18 protein-coding genes are annotated in these 17,376 nt (G+C 67.5%); 3 read left to right on the forward strand and 15 right to left on the reverse strand.

Annotation, left to right across the window (positions count from 1 at the left end):
* Positions 1 to 6 precede the first annotated feature (6 nt).
* The 11 genes from DIE15_RS25050 to flhD form a co-directional block, all read right to left on the reverse strand.
* Entirely contained in the window at positions 7 to 1,098 is a 1,092-nt protein-coding gene (locus DIE15_RS25050; protein ID WP_124834618.1) for a chemotaxis response regulator protein-glutamate methylesterase, read from the reverse strand.
* Entirely contained in the window at positions 1,095 to 1,859 is a 765-nt protein-coding gene (gene cheD / locus DIE15_RS25055; RefSeq protein ID WP_057930173.1) for a chemoreceptor glutamine deamidase CheD, read from the reverse strand. The genes DIE15_RS25050 and cheD overlap by 4 nt, the downstream gene beginning before the upstream one ends.
* Entirely contained in the window at positions 1,856 to 2,833 is a 978-nt protein-coding gene (locus DIE15_RS25060) for a CheR family methyltransferase (protein ID WP_124834619.1), read from the reverse strand. The genes cheD and DIE15_RS25060 overlap by 4 nt, the downstream gene beginning before the upstream one ends.
* A 3-nt stretch (positions 2,834 to 2,836) precedes the next feature.
* Positions 2,837 to 4,783: a methyl-accepting chemotaxis protein gene (locus DIE15_RS25065; RefSeq protein WP_057930171.1), complete on the reverse strand. Its 1,947-nt coding sequence runs from the start codon at positions 4,781 to 4,783 to the stop codon at positions 2,837 to 2,839.
* 37 nt (positions 4,784 to 4,820) lie between these two features.
* Positions 4,821 to 5,336 carry a chemotaxis protein CheW gene (cheW, locus tag DIE15_RS25070; protein WP_057930170.1) on the reverse strand — a complete coding sequence of 172 codons (516 nt, stop codon included), beginning with the start codon at positions 5,334 to 5,336 and terminating at the stop codon, positions 4,821 to 4,823.
* A gap of 48 nt (positions 5,337 to 5,384) precedes the next feature.
* A complete protein-coding gene (cheA, locus tag DIE15_RS25075; protein ID WP_124834620.1) occupies positions 5,385 to 7,640 on the reverse strand; it encodes a chemotaxis protein CheA in 2,256 nt (751 codons plus the stop codon).
* Between the two features lie 33 nt (positions 7,641 to 7,673).
* Positions 7,674 to 8,051: a response regulator gene (locus DIE15_RS25080; RefSeq protein WP_057930168.1), complete on the reverse strand. Its 378-nt coding sequence runs from the start codon at positions 8,049 to 8,051 to the stop codon at positions 7,674 to 7,676.
* 107 nt (positions 8,052 to 8,158) lie between these two features.
* On the reverse strand, positions 8,159 to 9,178 hold the full coding sequence (gene motB, locus DIE15_RS25085) for a flagellar motor protein MotB (RefSeq protein ID WP_124834621.1): 1,020 nt from the start codon (positions 9,176 to 9,178) through the stop codon (positions 8,159 to 8,161).
* 13 nt (positions 9,179 to 9,191) lie between these two features.
* Positions 9,192 to 10,052, reverse strand: a complete 861-nt coding sequence (gene motA, locus DIE15_RS25090; RefSeq protein WP_057930166.1) for a flagellar motor stator protein MotA — start codon at positions 10,050 to 10,052, stop codon at positions 9,192 to 9,194.
* Between the two features lie 177 nt (positions 10,053 to 10,229).
* Entirely contained in the window at positions 10,230 to 10,784 is a 555-nt protein-coding gene (gene flhC / locus DIE15_RS25095; RefSeq protein ID WP_057930165.1) for a flagellar transcriptional regulator FlhC, read from the reverse strand.
* A gap of 94 nt (positions 10,785 to 10,878) precedes the next feature.
* On the reverse strand, positions 10,879 to 11,199 hold the full coding sequence (gene flhD / locus DIE15_RS25100; RefSeq protein ID WP_057930164.1) for a flagellar transcriptional regulator FlhD: 321 nt from the start codon (positions 11,197 to 11,199) through the stop codon (positions 10,879 to 10,881).
* Between the two features lie 667 nt (positions 11,200 to 11,866).
* Here flhD and DIE15_RS25110 point away from each other — a divergent pair.
* A complete protein-coding gene (locus tag DIE15_RS25110) occupies positions 11,867 to 12,931 on the forward strand; it encodes a glycosyltransferase family 4 protein (RefSeq protein WP_124834622.1) in 1,065 nt (354 codons plus the stop codon).
* 101 nt (positions 12,932 to 13,032) lie between these two features.
* Here the strand turns inward: DIE15_RS25110 and DIE15_RS25115 are convergent, their stop codons facing one another.
* Positions 13,033 to 13,329, reverse strand: a complete 297-nt coding sequence (locus DIE15_RS25115) for an H-NS histone family protein (protein ID WP_057930162.1) — start codon at positions 13,327 to 13,329, stop codon at positions 13,033 to 13,035.
* Positions 13,330 to 13,628: 299 nt separating this feature from the next.
* Between DIE15_RS25115 and aqpZ the strand changes: the two genes are divergently transcribed.
* Complete coding sequence (aqpZ, locus tag DIE15_RS25120) at positions 13,629 to 14,369, forward strand: aquaporin Z (RefSeq protein ID WP_124834623.1); 741 nt, start codon at positions 13,629 to 13,631, stop codon at positions 14,367 to 14,369.
* Positions 14,370 to 14,474: 105 nt separating this feature from the next.
* Here aqpZ and DIE15_RS25125 read toward each other — a convergent pair whose 3' ends face one another.
* Both DIE15_RS25125 and DIE15_RS25130 read right to left on the reverse strand, forming a co-directional pair.
* Positions 14,475 to 15,308: a Cof-type HAD-IIB family hydrolase gene (locus DIE15_RS25125; protein ID WP_124834624.1), complete on the reverse strand. Its 834-nt coding sequence runs from the start codon at positions 15,306 to 15,308 to the stop codon at positions 14,475 to 14,477.
* A 231-nt stretch (positions 15,309 to 15,539) separates the two neighbouring features.
* Positions 15,540 to 16,421: a BadF/BadG/BcrA/BcrD ATPase family protein gene (locus DIE15_RS25130; RefSeq protein WP_057930159.1), complete on the reverse strand. Its 882-nt coding sequence runs from the start codon at positions 16,419 to 16,421 to the stop codon at positions 15,540 to 15,542.
* A gap of 141 nt (positions 16,422 to 16,562) precedes the next feature.
* On the opposite strand from DIE15_RS25130, the gene DIE15_RS25135 reads away from it, so the two are divergent.
* Complete coding sequence (locus DIE15_RS25135; RefSeq protein WP_124834625.1) at positions 16,563 to 17,168, forward strand: DNA-3-methyladenine glycosylase I; 606 nt, start codon at positions 16,563 to 16,565, stop codon at positions 17,166 to 17,168.
* Positions 17,169 to 17,204: 36 nt separating this feature from the next.
* On the opposite strand, the gene DIE15_RS37145 is transcribed toward DIE15_RS25135, so the two are convergent.
* The gene (locus DIE15_RS37145) at positions 17,205 to 17,348 is read right to left on the reverse strand and encodes a hypothetical protein (RefSeq protein WP_160327502.1); all 144 of its coding nucleotides are present in this window, start codon (positions 17,346 to 17,348) and stop codon (positions 17,205 to 17,207) included.
* Between the last annotated feature and the right edge of the window lie 28 nt (positions 17,349 to 17,376).

The following is a 17,376-nucleotide window of genomic DNA, read 5'->3' on the forward strand; positions in this document are numbered from 1 at the left end:
TTTCATTCAGACGCGCTGCACGCGGTCGCCCATCGTCGCCAGTCGCGCCATCACGCGCCGGCTCATCTCGGAAAGCGGCGCGATCTCGTCCGCGCCGCCGAGCGCGATCGCCTCGCGCGGCATCCCGAACACGACGCAGCTCGCCTCGTCCTGCGCGAACGTGTGGGCGCCCGCGCGCTTCATGTCCAGCAGGCCGGCCGCGCCGTCGCGGCCCATCCCCGTGAGGATCACGCCGATCGCATTCTTGCCCGCGTGCTGCGCCGCCGAGCGGAACAGCACGTCGACCGACGGCCGGTGACGGTTCACCGGCGGCTCGTCGGAGAGCTGCGCGATGTAGTTCGCGCCGCTCCTCGCGAGCAGCAGGTGCGCATGGCCCGGCGCGATGTACGCATGGCCCGGCAGCACGCGCTCGCCGTGCTCGGCTTCCTTCACCGCGATCCGGCACAAGCCGTTCAGCCGCTGCGCGAAGGACTTCGTGAAGCCGGGCGGCATGTGCTGCGCGATCAGCACCGCCGGCGCATCCGGCGGCAGCGGCGTCAGCACCTCGCGGATCGCCTCGGTGCCGCCCGTCGACGCGCCGATGATGATCAGCTTCTCGGTACTGACGAGCGGGTTGTTGATCATCGGCGCGGCCGGCTGGCCGCTCGCCGTGCGCGCGACGGCCTGCGGCTGCGGCGCCTGGCGCACGCGGGCGCGCGACGCGGCACGGATCTTGTCCGCGAGCTTTTCCGCGTACTCGAGCATGCCGTCGCGAATCCCGACGCGCGGCTTCGTCACGAAATCCACCGCGCCGAGCTCGAGCGCGCGCAGCGTGATCTCGGAGCCGCGCTCGGTGAGCGACGACACCATCACGACCGGCATCGGCCGCAGGCGCATCAGCTTCTCGAGAAAGTCGAGCCCGTCCATGCGCGGCATTTCGACGTCCAGCGTCAGGACGTCCGGGTTGTGCTGCTTGATGAGCTCGCGCGCGACGAGCGGATCGGGCGCGGTCGCGCACACCATCATGTCGGGCTGGCTGTTGATGATCTCCGTCATCAGGCTGCGGATCAGCGCCGAGTCGTCGACGCACAACACTTTGATCTTCTGCACTGCGGTCATGCCTCCTGCTTTCTCGAAAGGTTGGCCGCATACGGGCTGCCGGCGTTCGGGCTGCCGGTCTTCGTGTTCGTCGCCTGCGCGGCGCCGGCACCGCGGGCGCCGAACAGCTCGATGCGCGGGCGCGCCGGCGGCGGCGGCGCGGCCGGCCGTTTCGCCGCGAACAGCTCGACGTGCGCGCGCGGCCGGACGGCGCGCACGCGGTCGGCCTCGCGCGCCAGCGCGGCTTCGCGCTCGGTCACGCCCGGCACCTGCAGCCGCAGCTTCTTCACCATCGCGCGCCCGGTGCGCGGCATGAACGCGACCTTGCGCGGGTGCACGCCCTGCAGATCCTCCGCGGCGATGCGGATGCGTTCGAGCGCGAGATAGCGGCGCACGAAATCCGCATTGCGATCGCCGATGTTGATCGTCGTCATCCCGGCCAGCACGGCCGCGCCGCCGAACACCTTCGCCTCGATGCGCTCGCGGCGCCCGCCGGCCTTGATCAGTTCGTTGATCAGCACTTCCATCGCGTACGCGCCGTAGCGCATCGACTCCGACGCGGCCGCGCCGGCATCGGCGCCGTCGTCGGGCAGCATGAAGTGATTCATCCCGCCGATACCCGCGAACGGGTCGTGCAGGCACGCGGCGACGCACGAGCCGAGCACGGTCATCAGCACCATGTCCTCGGACGTCGTGTAGAACTCGTTCGGCAGCAGCTTCACGCCGGGGCGTTCGAAGTGGGTGTCGAAGTAGCGATTGGTCGCAATCGGCAGGGCGCTCATCCGCGGTCTCCGTAAGCGGGCGCGGCACGCGCATGGGTGCGCGGCGCCACGGCCGCGGCGGGCGCCGCGCCGCGCGGGCGCGAGAGCGCCGCGGCATCGCGCGTCAGTTCGTACACCGTCTGCCCGCGCAGCCGGAACGCCTGCGTGACGTACGTGAAATTCTCCGAATGCCCGGCGAACAGCAGCCCGCCCGGCTTCACGAGCGGCTCGAAGCGCGACAGCACCTGCCCCTGCGTCGGCTTGTCGAAATAGATCATCACGTTGCGGCAGAAGATCGCGTCGAACGGCTTCGCGATCCCGTAGTCGGCATCGGTCAGGTTCAGCTGCTCGAAGCGGATCATCGCGCGCAGTTCCGGGCGCACCTTCACGCGGCCGGCCTGCGCGCCGGTGCCCTTCAGGAAGAAGCGCTTGAGCCGCTCCGGGCTCAGGTGCTTGACCTGGTCGACCGTATAGATGCCGGCCTCGGCCTTCGCGAGCACCTGCGTGTCGAGATCGGTCGCGAGGATCGATGCGCCGCGCGCGGCCGATTCGCCGAGCGCCTCGATCAGCGTGATCGCGATCGAGTAAGGCTCCTCGCCGGTCGACGCCGCCGAGCACCACACCGACACGGGCGCCGCGCGCCCCTTCACGAAGTCGGCGAGGATCGGGAAATGGTGCGACTCGCGGAAGAACGCGGTCAGGTTCGTCGTCAGCGCGTTGGTGAACGCCTCCCACTCGAGCGGATCGTTCTCCTGCTCGAGCAGGTCGAGATAGTCGCGGAACGTGTCGAGGCCGCGTGCGCGCAGCCGGCGGGCCAGCCGGCTGTACGCCATGTCGCGCTTGTGCTCGGACAGCGAGATACCCGCGCGTTGATGGATCAGCGCGCGGATGCGTGCGAAATCCGCGCCGGTGAACGCGAAGTCGCGCCCCGGCTCGCCCGCGCGAAGCGAGCTATCCGGTGCATCGGGTCGAAACGGTGCGCGCGCGGACGGCATGGCTTAGAAGGTCTCCCAATCGTCGTCGGAGGTACCGGCCGCAGCCAGCGCCGGCTTCTCGCCGTTCAGCGCCGGACGTACCAGTGCGGGCTTCTCGGCCGGCTTGTGCGCCGGTGCGGCCGCCTTCGCGAGACGCGGGCCGTAGCCGCCCGCAGCCGGCGCTTCCTTCGCTGCGCGTGCAGTGGAATCCGCCGCGCGCTTCGCTTCGTGGCTCGTGGCCGGTGCCGCGGCATGCGGCGCAGGCGTTGCACGACGGGCCGGCTTGGCGGCGCCCTGCGGTGCCGGCAGTGCGGCCGGCGCGGCTTCGAAACGGCTCTCCGACGGCAACGCCGGCGCGGCGGCCGGTGCGTGCGCGGCCGGGCGCACGGCGCTGCGCGCCGGCGCGAGCGCGATGCCGCCCGCGACGCGCCACGCCGACACGATCGACTTCATCTGGCGCGTCTGCTCCTCGAGCGACGCGGCCGCCGCCGCGGCCTGCTCGACGAGCGCCGCGTTCTGCTGCGTGACCGAATCCATCTGGCCGACCGCGCGATTGACCTGCTCGATGCCGGTCGACTGCTCGTCCGACGCGGCGCTGATCTCGCCCATGATGTCGGTCACGCGGCGCACGGCCTGCACGATCTCGTCCATCGTCGAGCCGGCCCGCGAGACGAGCGCCGACCCGCTTTCGACCTTCTCGGCCGAATCGCCGATCAGCTGCTTGATCTCCTTCGCGGCGCTCGCGCTGCGCTGGGCCAGCGAGCGCACTTCACCCGCGACCACCGCGAAGCCGCGGCCCTGCTCGCCCGCACGCGCGGCTTCGACCGCCGCGTTCAGCGCGAGGATGTTGGTCTGGAATGCAATGCCTTCGATCGTGCCGATGATGTCGACGACCTTGCCCGAGCTCGCCGCGATGTCCTGCATCGTCGACACGACCTGGCCGACCACCTCGCCGCCCTGCGTCGCGATGTCGGACGCGTTCACCGCAAGCTGGCTCGCCTGCCGCGCGTTCTCCGCGTTCTGCCGCACGGTACCGGTCAGCTGCTCCATGCTCGATGCGGTTTCCTGCAGCGATGCGGCCTGCTCCTCGGTGCGCTGCGACAGGTCGGTGTTGCCGGTCGAGATCTCATGCGCGCCGACGTCGATCGACTCGGTGCCGCGATGCACGGCCTGCACCATCGTCGTCACGGCGTCCTGCATTCGCTTGATGCCGCCGAACAGGCGGCCGATCTCGTTGGTGCTGAACACGTTCACCGGCTGCGTGAGGTCGCCGCCGGCGATGCGCTCGAAGTGCGCGATCGCGTCCTCGAGCGGCTTCACGATCAGCCCGCGCAGCGCGAAGCGAATCGCGATCACGACGACGAACGCGATCGCGATGCCGGCCGCGATCAGGCCGATCATCATCGAGATCTGCGACTGCGTCGCGGCCTGGCGTTCTTCCGCGCGCTTCTGCAGCGATGCGATCACGGCCGATGCCGCCTGGTCGTACGCGACGAACATCGGGCTGATCCTGGTATCGGCGACCGCGTGGTACGCCGCCATGTCGCCCGCGCGCGCGGCCGCGAACTCGGGCTCGACGCCTTCCTTCACGATCGTCGCGTAGCGCGCGGCGAGTTCGTCGACGAGCGCCTGCTCGACGCCGCGCTTCGGCGTCGACTGGAACGCCTGCCAGTTCTGGTTCGACTTCGCGTACAGCTCCTGCGCGCGGTCGAGCACCTTGCTCGCCTCGGCCGTGTTGCCAGCCTCGGTCAGCGAGCGGAAGCGGTCGAGCGACACGCGCGCACGCAGCAGGTACGACGACGTGTCGTCGAGCATGTGGATCGCAGGCAGATCGACGTGCGCGATCTCGTCGAGCGAACGGCTCGCGTGATTCAGCGCGACCAGGCCGAGCCCGCCGACGGCTGCGGCCAGCGCCACGAGGATGAGTCCGACCGCCGTGAGCGTCGTGCGGATCGACCAGTTATGCAACATTGCGGATTCTCCCGAAGTTCCTGCGCGCGCGGCGCGCTTATGCGCCGAGCGACTCGATCAGCGCCATTTCCCGGCTCGACATCAGCTTCTCGATGTCCATCAGGATCAGCATCCGGCCGTCGACCGTGCCGAGGCCCGTCAGGTACTCGGTCGTCAGCGTCGCGCCGAATTCCGGCGCCGGCATGATCTGGTCCGTCTGCAGCGTCAGCACGTCCGACACGCCGTCGACCACCATCCCGACCACGCGGTTCGACACGTTCAGGATGATCACGACGGTCTGGTGGTCGTACTCGACGCGGCCGAGATGGAACTTGATCCGCATGTCGACGATCGGCACGATGATCCCGCGCAGATTGATCACGCCCTTGATGAAGTCCGGCGCATTCGCGATGCGCGTGACGCTGTCGTAGCCGCGGATTTCCTGCACCTTCAGGATGTCGATCCCGTATTCCTCGTCGCCGAGCGTGAAGACGAGGAATTCCTGGCCCGTCGCATCGCCATGCTCGGCGTCGCGGCGGCTATGAGCCGCGTTCGCCGCGGCCGGATTGATCATTTGGACTTCAGCAGACACGTTTGCCCCCAATCGGTTGAATGGCGAGAGTCAGAAGATCGCGAGCTCGGCGCCCACTCGGGCGCCGTGCATCGCACGGGTTTCGCGGTTCAGCGCCGCGACGTCGACGATCAGCGCGACGCTGCCGTCGCCGAGGATGGTCGCCGCCGAGATGCCGTGCACCTTGCGGTAGTTGGTTTCGAGGTTCTTCACGACCACCTGCTGCTGGCCGACCAGCTCGTCGATCAGCATCGCGAAGCGGCGCCCCTCGGTTTCCATGATCGTGACGATCCCCTGGGTCGGATCGGTGCGCGCGTCCTCGACCGAGAACACCTCGTGCAGCGCGACGAGCGGCAGGTATTCGCCGCGCACGCGCACCACGCGCTCGCCGTTGCCGACCGTATAGATGTCGTCGTTCGACGGCTGCAGCGACTCCATCACGAAGTTCAGCGGCAGGATGAAGATCTCGCTGCCGACCTTCACCGACATCCCGTCGAGGATCGCGAGCGTGAGCGGCAGCACGATCCGCGTGGTCGTGCCGCGGCCGGCCTGCGACGAGATCTCGACGTGGCCGCCCATCGACTGGATGTTGCGCTTCACGACGTCCATCCCGACGCCGCGGCCCGACACGTCGGTCACCGTCTCGGCGGTCGAGAAGCCCGGCGCGAAGATCAGCTGCCAGACTTCGTCGTCGCTGATGCTGTCGGACACCTGCATGCCCTGCTTCGCCGCCTTCGCGAGGATCCGCTCGCGGTTCAGGCCCGCGCCGTCGTCGCTGACCTCGATCACGATGTTGCCGCCGTGATGCGCGGCCGACAGCACGAGCTGGCCGACCCCGTCCTTGCCGGCGGCGACGCGCTTGTCGACGGTTTCGATCCCGTGATCGAGGCTGTTGCGCACGAGGTGCGTGAGCGGGTCGATGATCCGCTCGATCAGGCTCTTGTCCAGCTCGGTCGCCTGGCCGAACGTGACGAGCTCGACCTGCTTGCCGAGCTTGCCGGCCAGGTCGCGCACGAGCCGCGGGAAGCGGCTGAACACGTAGTCCATCGGCATCATGCGGATCGACATCACCGCTTCCTGCAGGTCGCGCGCGTTGCGCTCGAGCTGCGCCATCCCGTTGAACAGCCGGTCATGCAGCGCCGGATCGAACGCGCTCGCCGTTTCCGCGAGCATCGCCTGCGTGATCACGAGCTCGCCGACCAGGTTGATCAGCTGGTCGACCTTCTCGACGCCGACGCGAATCGAGCTGCCCTCGGCACCCGCCGCGGCGGCAGCCGGGCGCGCGCGCTTGTCGTCGTGGTGCGCGCCAGCCTGGGCGGCCTGCCCCTCGGGTTCGGCGTGCGGTTGCGGCGCAGGTTGCACGGCGGCGCTCGGCTGCGGCTGCGGCTGCGGTTGAGCTTGCGGTGCCGCGGCGGCCGGTGCGGCACCGGCGGCTTGCGCGAACACCTCGACCCGCGCGGCCGGTTCCGGCGCGGCGGCCGGTCCGGCTGCGGCCGGCGCGGCGGCAGGCGCCGCCGGTGCAGCCGGCGCCGTGCCGCGCGCGATGCGGATCTGGCTGTCGTCGATCACGAAGCAGCACACGGCGACGATGTCGTCGGACGGCACGTCCGATTCGAGCCACAGCGTCAGGTCCGCACCCGCTTCCTCGCGGCCGACGATCCGGCCGAGATTGCCGAGCTCCTCGGTGAGCAGCGCCTGATCCTTCGCGTCGACGCCGACGAGCGTGATCTTCAGGTGCGGGCCGTCCGCGCCGGCGTCGGCCGGATTGGCCACCGGATGCGCGGCCGCGACGGCCTGTTCGACCACGTGATCAGGCGCGCGATCGCTGCTGGCGGGCGGTGTCGGTGCAGTCGCCGGTGCAGTCGTCACGGCAGGAGCAGCCGGCACGGCTGGCGCAACGTCCGCGGGCGCACCGCCGCTCTCGGCCTTCAGGCGTTCGAGCTTCGCGCAGATCGCCGCGGCAGCCGCCGCGTCCGGTTCCGCGCTCGCGCGATAGTCGACCAGCTGGTCGGACAGCACGTCCTTGGTCTCGAGGAACGCGTCGACCATTTCCTTGGTCAGCGTCAGCTCATGATTGCGTGCGCGGTCGAGCAGCGACTCGAGGATGTGGGTCGTCTCGGTCAGCGCGGAAAAGCCGAACGTCGCCGCGCCGCCCTTGATCGAATGCGCGGCGCGGAAGATCGCGGCCAGGTCCTCGGGGTCGGGCGAGCCGACGTCGAGGTTCAGCAGCAGCTGCTCCATCTGCGCGAGCAACTCGTCCGCTTCGTCGAAAAAGGTCTGGTAGAACTGCGTGATGTCGAGAGTCATGCCCGGTCACCGGTTGGATTCGTCGCGTTCATGTCAGGGGGCTGTCTGCTCGGACAGCGTCGCGACCAGGTCGACCAGCACGGCCGGGTCGATCGGCTTCTCGATCCAGCCGGTCGCGCCCGCGTCGCGCGCGGCGTCCTTGAACGCATCGCTGCCTTCGGTCGTCAGCACGAGGATCGGCGTGTCCGTGTATGCGCCCAGCTTGCGCAGCGCGGCGATCACCTCGAGCCCGTTCTTGCGCGGCATGTTCTGGTCGGTCAGCACCAGGTCGTACGGCACCGTGGCCGCCATGTCGAAGCCGGCTTCGCCGTCCGGCGCCACCGTCACGTCGTAGCCGGCCTGCGCAAGCGTCGCCTGCAGCAGCGCACGCATGGTCGCGGAGTCGTCGATGGCGAGAATGGTTCGGATCATGTCAGCCTCCGCAGGGCCGCCCCAAGGCGGCTGACCGCCCCCTCGAGGGGCAGCGAACAAAGTGAGCGTGGGGGTTGTTGCATGCGTGTCTCGGCATCTGGGAAACGTCAGGGTTTCGGCGCCACGGCGGCGGCGCTCGCGAGCGCCGGTCGCGCGGCCGGCGACGGGCCGCCGAGCTGCTGGGCCAGCAGCTTCGAGCCCGCCGCGTCGGCCGACAGCGTCGTGGTCGTCTGGTCGTCGCGCATCAGCGCGTCTTCGGATTTGCGGTTCAACACGATCACGCTGATCCGACGGTTTTCCGGATCGAGCGGATCGGCCTTGTTCAGGTTCTGCGTCGATGCGAGGCCGAGCACGCGCAGCACCTTCGCCTCGTCCATGCCGCCCGCGATCAGCTCGCGGCGCGACGCGTTCGCGCGGTCGGCCGACAACTCCCAGTTGCTGTAGCCGCCTTCGCCGCCCGCGTACGGCACCGCGTCGGTGTGGCCCTGGACGATGATCCGGTTCGGCACGTCGTTCAGCGTCTTGCCGATCTCGCGCAGGATGTCGCGCATGTACGGCTCGACCTGGTCGCTCGACATCGCGAACATCGGCCGCTTCTGCGTATCGACGATCTCGATGCGCAGCCCCATCAGCGTCGAATCGATGCGGATCTGCTGCTTGAACTGGCGCAGCGTCGGATTCGCCTCGATCGCCGCCATCAGCTTGATCTGCAGGTCGTGCAGGCGCACCTGCTCGAGCCGCTCGAGCGCGCCCTGCGCCTGCGCGCGCGCCTGCTCGTCGGTCGGCTTCGCGATGCGCTCCGCGAGCGACGTCGTGCCGTCCGCGCGGCGCAGCGTGCCCGCGTCGAGGCTCGACAGGTCGCGCCCCCCGCCGTTGATGATGCTGGAGTCCTGCGAGCTGCGATCGCCGCTGCCGAACAGCGCGGTCTTCAGCGGCGTATTGAAATAGTCGGCGATGCCCTTCAGCTGCACCGTCGTGACCGAGCCCAGCAGCCACATCAGCAGGAAGAACGCCATCATCGCGGTCATGAAATCCGCATACGCGAGCTTCCATGCGCCGCCGTGGTGGCCCTTCTTCTGCGGCGCCACCCGCTTCACGACGATCGCGCGATCCGTGTTCTTGCTCATCGGGCGCTCCGCGTCACTTCGCTTTCACGCGGCGCACGTGCTCTTCGAGCTCGGCAAACGACGGACGCTCGGTCGAGAACAGCACCTTGCGGCCGAACTCGACAGCGATCGCCGGCGCATAGCCGTTCAGGCTCGCGAGGATCGTCACCTTGATGCACTGGAACATCTTGGTCGATTCGGCGACGCGCTGCTCCGCGAGGCTCGCGAGCGGCCCGATCAGCCCGTACGACAGCAGGATCCCGAGGAACGTGCCGACCAGCGCCTGCGCGATCATCGCGCCGAGCACCGCGGGCGGCTTGTCGGCCGACGCCATCGTGTGCACGACACCCATCACGGCCGCGACGATCCCGAACGCCGGCATCGCGTCGCCGACGCGCATCAGCGCGTGCGCGGGCGCTTCGCCTTCCGTGTGATGCGTCTCGATCTCCTCGTCCATCAGGCTCTCGATCTCGAACGCGTTCATGTTGCCGCCCACCATCAGGCGCAGGTAGTCCGTCAGGAATTCGACGATGTGGCGATCGGCGAGGATCTTCGGGTATTGCGTGAAGATCGGGCTCTTGTCCGGATCGTCGATGTCGGCCTCGAGCGTCAGCGTGCCTTCCTTGCGCGCCTTCGCGAGCACGACGTACAAGAGCGCCATCAGCTCCATATAGACATCCTTCGTGTACTTCGAGCTCTTGAAGAGCGTCGGGAGCACGCGCAGCGTCGCCTTGATGGTCTTCATGCCGTTGCCGAGAAGGAACGCGCCGACGCCCGCGCCCACGATCATCAGGATCTCGAGCGGCTGGACCAGTGCGCCCAGATGCCCGCCTGCCAGCGCATAACCGCCGAAGACGGACAACAGCGTCACGAGTGTTCCCACGATAATCAGCACTGCCTGTCCCTCACGAAAGACCGGCGGGGAGACCGCCGTTAAACAGGTTTACGGCAGTCGTCAGGAAAACTTTGGCGGTCGTGGGACGGCGGCGCGGCGGTGTTTACCAGCAATCCCGGCCGGTTCGCGCGGCGCGCGGGAGCCGGCCGGCGCCGCCCGAGCCGCGCCCGGCGGGGTTCAGGCGGCCGCGGCGGCCAGCTCCGCGCGTGCGGCGGCGGCCTTGCGGGTCTTGCCCGCGCGCGACGGCGGCTGGCAGAGGCCACAGACGAAACCTTGATGCGGATCATGCGCATGCGCGACGAAGTGGCCGCCGCAGCGCGTGCACGGGGTCGTCTGCAGCATCCCCGAGTCGAAGAAGCGCACGAGCGTCCACGCGCGCGTGAGGCTCAGCGCAGCCTCGTCGCCGGAGAGGTTTACGTGCTCCAGATACAGCCGGTACGCCTTCACGATCGACTGGATCGGCTCGCAGCGGCCGTGATCCTGCATGAACCGGTAGATGTTGTAGAACAGCGACGAGTGGATGTTCGGCTGCCACGTCATGAACCAGTCGGTCGAGAACGGCAACATCCCCTTGGGCGGCGACACCCCCTTCAGCTCCTTGTACAGCTTGATCAGACGGTCCCGCGACAGGCTCGTCTCCGCCTCCAGCAGCTGCAGCCGGGCACCCAGTTCGATCAGTTCGATGGCGAGGGTGATTTCCTTCACCTCGATCACGACGCTTTTGCTTGCCATGGTGAATAACCGTCCGCTTGACGTTGTTCGGATGCGTGGCCAATACGTCGCCCGCCGGCGCGCCACGCCGGGACGAACGCAAGGCGGAAAAGGATCAGCGGACGCTTTCGACCGGCTGGCCGGCCATCAGGATGGCCGAGTGCGCGTGCGTGACGACGTCGCTGCGCCCCTTGTCGGCGAGCGAGGACAGCAACGCGTGATCGTCGAAGCGGAAACGGCACAACAACTGATTCGATGCGGCGAGCTTCACGGTCTGGGCGAGCGTGAGGTTCGCGAGCACGTCGGCCAGTTCCTGGGACACGCCCATGCGGAACATGCCCATCGCCTTGTCTTCCCGCAGCAGGCGCTGCGCGAGGAGGAGGTACGACAGGTTGACCTCTTTGATCTCACTGAGCATTTCGCTGGTGGCGCTCATGATTCCCCCGTTAAGAGCTTTTGCTTTGGCCTTTCATTATGAAAACGTTTGCTCGAACAGGTCGATTCTTGGCGTCCGCCGGCACGTTTATCAGTCTTACAGGGCGAATTTTGGCCAAACGGCATTTGCGCCGGTATCAGCGAAGTGACGTATGCCATGCAGGATTTGTCTGTAAACCGTGTAGGAATTTTTCCGACAAGGCGAATTGAAAGGGGACAAAAGACGGGGGCAAATGGGGCGCGAATTCGTCAGCGATGCGGTGCTGCAGGGGTCGAATCCGGCTGGAGGCCGTCCGGCAAGGCTGCCGGCGCGTGAGTCGGTAAAAATTATAGTGGTTTTTCACCATAGCGCAACAATAGTTGCGGCCATCTCGATCCATGTTTATGCGCCCTTTTTATCGGGGTTTTCGCGTATTTCATCGTGTAACAAGCCTTAAGTGTTTGAAAAAACACTCGAACCCCTGAAGGCGATATCGATAATGGACTCCAATGGGCGGCGGCGGGAGCCGTGCCGGCCCGCCCCCGAAGCTTGCCGCCCGGCGTCCCGCGCATCGCGCCACGGACCCGGCCACGTACCGCAGAAAGCGTACGTCGGCGAGTTCCGCAACCTTGTATCGGACCAGCATGCGCACTCGAGCGCCTACGCTGGTCGACACCGGAGAACGCCCATGCGTATTGCCCAGATCGCGCCGCTTTACGAAGCCGTCCCGCCGAAACTCTACGGCGGCACCGAGCGTGTCGTGTCCTACCTCACCGAGGCGCTCGTCGAACTCGGCCACGACGTGACGCTGTTCGCCAGCGGCGACTCCGTCACGTCCGCCCGTCTCGAGGCGGCATGGCCGCGCGCACTGCGGCTCGACCCGTCGATTCGCGACTCGATGGCGCCCCATATGCGCCTGATCGAGCAGGTCGCCCGTGTCGCGCACGAATTCGACGTGCTGCACTTTCACCTCGACTACCTGCCGTTCCCGCTGATGTCGCGCCTCGATACGCCTTACGTGACGACGCTGCACGGCCGCCTCGACCTGCCGGAGCTGCAGCCGGTGTTCGACGCGTTCCCGGACGCGCCGGTCGTCTCGATCTCGAATTCGCAGCGCAAGCCGCTGCCGCAGGCCGCCTGGGCCGGCACCGTATATCACGGGCTGCCCGACACGCTGCTCACGCCGCAACCGGACGTGAAGCCCGAATACCTCGCGTTCCTCGGCCGGATCTGCCCCGAAAAGCGGGTCGACACCGCGATCCGGATCGCCGCGCAAAGCGGGCTGCCGCTGAAGATCGCCGCGAAGGTCGACAAGGCCGACGCCGACTATTTCAAGGAAGTGATCGAGCCGCTGCTCGGCGAAGCGCATGTCGAATTCATCGGCGAGATCAACGAGGCACAAAAGCCGGCGTTCCTGTCCGGCGCGAAGGCGCTGCTGTTCCCGATCGACTGGCCGGAGCCGTTCGGCTTGGTGATGATCGAGGCGATGGCCTGCGGCACGCCGGTCGTCGCCTTCAACCGCGGCTCGGTGCCGGAGGTGATCGAGGACGGCGTGACCGGCTTCATCGTCGAGGACGTGCAGGGCGCGGTCGGCGCGCTGCACCGGATCGACAGCCTGTCGCGCGACGCGATCCGCGCACGCTTCGATACGCGCTTCAGCTCGAAAGCGATGGCGCGACGCTACGTCGAAACTTACGAATCGCTTTGCACGACGGCAAAACAGCCGACCCTGCGTCAAGTCGCGGGCGCCTGACGCCGAAATTCGTCAGGAAATATTCCCGAAAATTCGCGTCGAAATCGGCGCGAAAAAGCCAAAGAGCCGCATCGTCGATGCGGCTCTTTCTTTTTGCGCGGTCATTCGATCAGGAAACGATCGCGGTTTTTCCCGACGATCCAATTCGGCGGCTTGCCGCGCCCGCTCCAGGTTGCACCCGACTTCGGGTCGCGGTATTTCGCGGGTAGCGGCGCCTTTTTCGGCGGACGGCCGCGCCGCGCTCGCTCCGCGAAGCCCAGGTCCTGGGCCGTCAGCCCATATTCGGCAATCATTCGCTGGACGTCGGCGATCACCGCCGCCACTTCCTGGCGACGCACGTCATCCGCCTGAGCCTGCAGATCGGCGATCTGCGCCTTGAGTTTCGCGTATTGAGACATTTTTCGACTCCCTTTTTTCCATGATGCGGCTCCGGCGAGTCCGGCCGGAACACCAGCATCCGTTACGTCATCCCCACTGCCGCCCTGCTCTTCGAAATTAATGCTGCCATCTTTAACCGATTCGGCTATATCGAGAATGCGGACTTATTCTAATAAAGGGCATTCGCCAGCCATTCAAATTTAACAATCGTTGACCCTCCCCAAGCCGATTCATTTCCTATAATCCAGACCAATTCCCGGCGTCGAATAAATCGCCCGGTCGTCCGATTGTCGTCACCTCACTTGAACGAGGTTCTTACATGAATCTTTCTCAGCGTCTGGCTGCAGAGGCATTCGGGACGTTCTGGCTCGTGCTTGGCGGGTGCGGCAGCGCTGTGCTGGCCGCCGCCTTTCCGGGCCTCGGCATCGGCTTTGCCGGCGTCGCACTTGCATTCGGCCTGACCGTGCTGACGATGGCATTCGCGATCGGCCATATTTCGGGGTGCCATTTGAATCCGGCGGTGAGCGTGGGCCTGACGGTCGCCGGCCGCTTCCCGGCACGCGATCTCGCGCCGTACATCGTTGCGCAGGTGGTCGGTGCGACGATCGGTGCATTCGTGCTGTACCTGATCGCGACCGGCAAGCCGGGCTTCGACGTCGTCGGCAGCGGCTTTGCGACGAACGGCTTTGGCGAGCGCTCGCCCGGCCACTACGCGCTTGGCGCGGCGTTCATCTGCGAAGTCGTGATGACGGGTTTCTTCCTGTTCGTGATTCTCGGCGCCACCGACAAGCGCGCGCCGGCCGGCTTCGCGCCGATCGCGATCGGCCTGTGCCTGACGTTGATTCACCTGGTCTCGATCCCGGTCACCAATACGTCGGTGAATCCGGCCCGCTCGACCGGCCCCGCGCTGTTCGTGGGCGGCGACGCGATCGGCCAGCTGTGGCTGTTCTGGGTCGCACCGATCATCGGCGCGGCAATCGCGGGGGTCGTCTACCCGCTGATCGCGGGGCGCGACGATGCCGTCGGCCTGCTGCCCGCATCCGCTCGCACAAGCGAATAAAACACTACGGGGTCACGCGAGCAGAACAGCGAGCCTCACGCTGTCAAACAATATCGAGGCAGGTAATTTGAACGGGCGCCGCTGGCGCCCGTTTTTCATGTCCGCTCAGGAAGCGGCGACGCCATCGAGGGTGTCCTCGAGTGCGAACAGCGTGCGCAGGTGGCGGGCGACGCCCGCGTCGAAGTTGTTGCCGATCCGCGGGATGTGCGGCAGGTGCGCGATCAGATCGGGGTTCGCGTTGTTCATCATAAACGCGTGACCGGCCGTTTCGAGCAGGTCGATGTCGTTCATGTTGTCGCCGAACGCGATGCAGTGGCCGGCGTCGACGCCGAGCCGGGCGAGCACCGCACGCAGCGCGCGGCCCTTCGACACGTTGGCGGTCATCACTTCGAGACAATCGGGCAGCGAGTACGTGACGTACAGCGCATCACCAAACTGCACGCGCATCTGCTCGGCGACCACCGCCAGATCGGCCGGCTCGCCGATGTACAGCACCTTCGCGATATCCGCGCCGTCGTGCGCGGCCATGTCGATCACGTCGTACCGGAAACCCGAATCCTGGTGGAATTCGAGCAGGTGCGGCGCGTCGCGGTCGATCAGCCAGCCCTGGTCGGTGAACAGGTTGACGATCACGCGGCCGTGCGCGCCGGTCACGCCCGGCTGCACGAGGCCGCGGACGATCGCGGGATCGATGTCCTGCGCGTGGATCGCCGTATCGTCCGGCGCGTGCACGCGCGCACCGTTCGACGTGATCAGGTACGGCCGGATGCCCAGCACGTCGCGGATGCCGGCGACGTCCGCGTAGTGACGGCCCGTCGCGATCACGAACTGCAGGCCGTCGCGGTCGAGCCGGCGGACGGTCTCGATCGTGTACGGATCCAGCTGGTGGTCACTGTTCAGCAGGGTGCCGTCGAGATCGGTGGCGATGACTTTGTACATGGGGACGGGGGAATGGCGCGCAGGATGCTGCGGAACCCGTATTTTAACGTCGTGCTCAGGGGCGCGCCGGGCGGTTGGGCGCGTGGGCCTTCGGTCCGCTGATTCGACTTGGCCAGCCTGTTCGAGCCGCTTCATCTGCACCGCCCGTTCAGTTCGCTCAATGCGCGCGACCTGCTTGACACGGTCGGCCTGCTCGGCCCACTCGCCGCGCTCTGCCCGCCTTCAAACCACTCACCCCGCTTCAGCCGCCCTCAGCGCCTGCAGCGCGAGCCGCAACGCGCCATGCGCGGAGTCGTCGAGCGGCGCGCGCAGCCGGGCCGCGTGACGCGCCGGCACGGCCGGCGCAAGCGCGTCGGCCAGCCCGCCGCACAGCGCGACCGGCAGCGCCTGCTGCGGATCAAGCGCGTCGATCATCTTGCCGATCTCGTCGCCGGCCTGCGCGATCAGCGCGGCCGCATAGGGATGGGTGCGGTGCGCGAGCACGATCGGCGCAAGGCGCGCATAGATTGTCTGGTTCGCATCGCATGACCACTGGACGAGTGCATCCCGATCATGCGCCCCCGTTTCTGCGAGCAGCGCGTCGGCGAATGCGTCGCGCGGCACGCGGCCGTCGAGCGCCTGCTGGGCGTATGCAAGCGCGCGCACGCCGAGCCACGCGCCGCTCGCCTCGTCGCCGGACGGAAAGCCGAAGCCGCCCGCGATGCGGCAGTCGCCCGCCGCATCGAGCGCCGCCGCGATGCTGCCCGTGCCGAGCGCGACGATGAGCCCCGGCGCGCCGCCATGCGCGCCGACGACGGTCGTATAGGCGTCGCTCTCGATCGCGATGGCGTCGAGCGGCGCCAGTGCACGGAACGCGGCGAGCCACGCGGCATTGTTGACGCCCGCGAGCCCGCAGCCGAGCGCGCACTGCGACCAGTTGAACGCGAGCCCCGCCCGCGTGAACGCGTCGCCACAGGCCGCGCCGATCGATGCCCACGCGCGCTCGATGCCGAGGCCGAGCCCCGACGGGCCGCCGCGCCCTTGCGCGAGCTCGCGCCCGTGCCGGTCGGCCAGGACCGCGCGGGTGCCGGTGCCGCCGCCGTCGATGCCGATCGCGAAAAGTAATGCCGTCATGCGTTGATCCTGCTGATTCGAACAGGCGCCAAGCTTAACCGGATCGGCGCCGCGCGCCCATCTGCCGTTCGGCCAGCTATGCCGTCAATGGGCCTTCCGCTATGCTGGCACGATCGAATCGACACTGGAACGAGGCGGACGATGTCGCAGCGGTGCAACTGGGTAAAGACGGAAGCGGATGCTCGCTATCACGATACCGAGTGGGGCGTGCCGTCGCATGACGATCGCCACCTGTTCGAAATGCTGATTCTGGAAGGCGCGCAGGCGGGGCTGTCGTGGTCGACCATCCTGAACAAGCGCGCCGGCTATCGTGAGGCGTTCGCCGACTTCGATGTCGACGCGGTCGCGCGCTTCACGCCGAAGCGCATCGAGAAGCTGCTCGAGAATCCCGGCATCGTGCGCAATCGCGCGAAGGTGGAGTCCGCGGTGACCAACGCACGGGCCGTGCAGCGCATTCGCGACGATCACGGGTCACTCGCGCACTTCCTGTGGTCATTCGTTGACCACACGCCGGTGCAGAACGCATGGCAGTCGTATCGCGACGCGCCCGCGTCGACTGCCCAGTCGGACGCGCTCAGCAAGGCGCTGAAGGCGTACGGCTGCAAGTTCGTCGGCTCGACGATCTGTTATGCGCTGATGCAGGCAACCGGGATGGTCAACGACCACGAGGCCGGCTGCCCGTGTCACGCGCAATGCGCGGCGCTCGGCGGTAAACAGCAGCCGGCACGGCGCCGCAAGGCCGGTTGACGGCGCCCAAACTGGCCGGTTTACCGCGTCCGCGAGTCAACGCGCCGCCGGGGATGATCTGCGCACGGCGAATGCGAGCGCGAAGATCGATTTCCGGGTGAAGGTTTCGACGGCCTCACCCATCGGCCGCCGGTGGAACCGCCACATGGCCGTGCCGCCGTCCGGCAGCCGATCGGCCATTTTTCCGTCAGGATCCTCAACATTTTCC

The organism is Burkholderia sp. Bp9031 (assembly GCF_003857965.1).
GTDB classification, from domain to species: Bacteria; Pseudomonadota; Gammaproteobacteria; order Burkholderiales; family Burkholderiaceae; genus Burkholderia; species Burkholderia ambifaria_A.

Excerpts from the sequence above, each read along its gene's own strand:
- DIE15_RS37145 (WP_160327502.1), bottom strand. The coding sequence starts at position 17,348 with ATGGCCGATCGGCTGCCGGACGGCGGCACGGCCATGTGGCGGTTCCAC.
- DIE15_RS25110 (WP_124834622.1), top strand. The coding sequence starts at position 11,867 with ATGCGTATTGCCCAGATCGCGCCGCTTTACGAAGCCGTCCCGCCGAAA.
- DIE15_RS25115 (WP_057930162.1), bottom strand. The coding sequence starts at position 13,329 with ATGTCTCAATACGCGAAACTCAAGGCGCAGATCGCCGATCTGCAGGCT.
- DIE15_RS25050 (WP_124834618.1), bottom strand. The coding sequence starts at position 1,098 with ATGACCGCAGTGCAGAAGATCAAAGTGTTGTGCGTCGACGACTCGGCG.
- cheW (WP_057930170.1), bottom strand. The coding sequence starts at position 5,336 with ATGATCAATCCGGCCGCGGCGAACGCGGCTCATAGCCGCCGCGACGCC.
- cheA (WP_124834620.1), bottom strand. The coding sequence starts at position 7,640 with ATGACTCTCGACATCACGCAGTTCTACCAGACCTTTTTCGACGAAGCG.
- flhD (WP_057930164.1), bottom strand. The coding sequence starts at position 11,199 with ATGAGCGCCACCAGCGAAATGCTCAGTGAGATCAAAGAGGTCAACCTG.
- motB (WP_124834621.1), bottom strand. The coding sequence starts at position 9,178 with ATGAGCAAGAACACGGATCGCGCGATCGTCGTGAAGCGGGTGGCGCCG.
- flhC (WP_057930165.1), bottom strand. The coding sequence starts at position 10,784 with ATGGCAAGCAAAAGCGTCGTGATCGAGGTGAAGGAAATCACCCTCGCC.
- DIE15_RS25130 (WP_057930159.1), bottom strand. The coding sequence starts at position 16,421 with ATGACGGCATTACTTTTCGCGATCGGCATCGACGGCGGCGGCACCGGC.
- aqpZ (WP_124834623.1), top strand. The coding sequence starts at position 13,629 with ATGAATCTTTCTCAGCGTCTGGCTGCAGAGGCATTCGGGACGTTCTGG.
- DIE15_RS25060 (WP_124834619.1), bottom strand. The coding sequence starts at position 2,833 with ATGCCGTCCGCGCGCGCACCGTTTCGACCCGATGCACCGGATAGCTCG.
- cheD (WP_057930173.1), bottom strand. The coding sequence starts at position 1,859 with ATGAGCGCCCTGCCGATTGCGACCAATCGCTACTTCGACACCCACTTC.
- DIE15_RS25135 (WP_124834625.1), top strand. The coding sequence starts at position 16,563 with ATGTCGCAGCGGTGCAACTGGGTAAAGACGGAAGCGGATGCTCGCTAT.
- DIE15_RS25065 (WP_057930171.1), bottom strand. The coding sequence starts at position 4,783 with ATGTTGCATAACTGGTCGATCCGCACGACGCTCACGGCGGTCGGACTC.
- DIE15_RS25080 (WP_057930168.1), bottom strand. The coding sequence starts at position 8,051 with ATGATCCGAACCATTCTCGCCATCGACGACTCCGCGACCATGCGTGCG.
- DIE15_RS25125 (WP_124834624.1), bottom strand. The coding sequence starts at position 15,308 with ATGTACAAAGTCATCGCCACCGATCTCGACGGCACCCTGCTGAACAGT.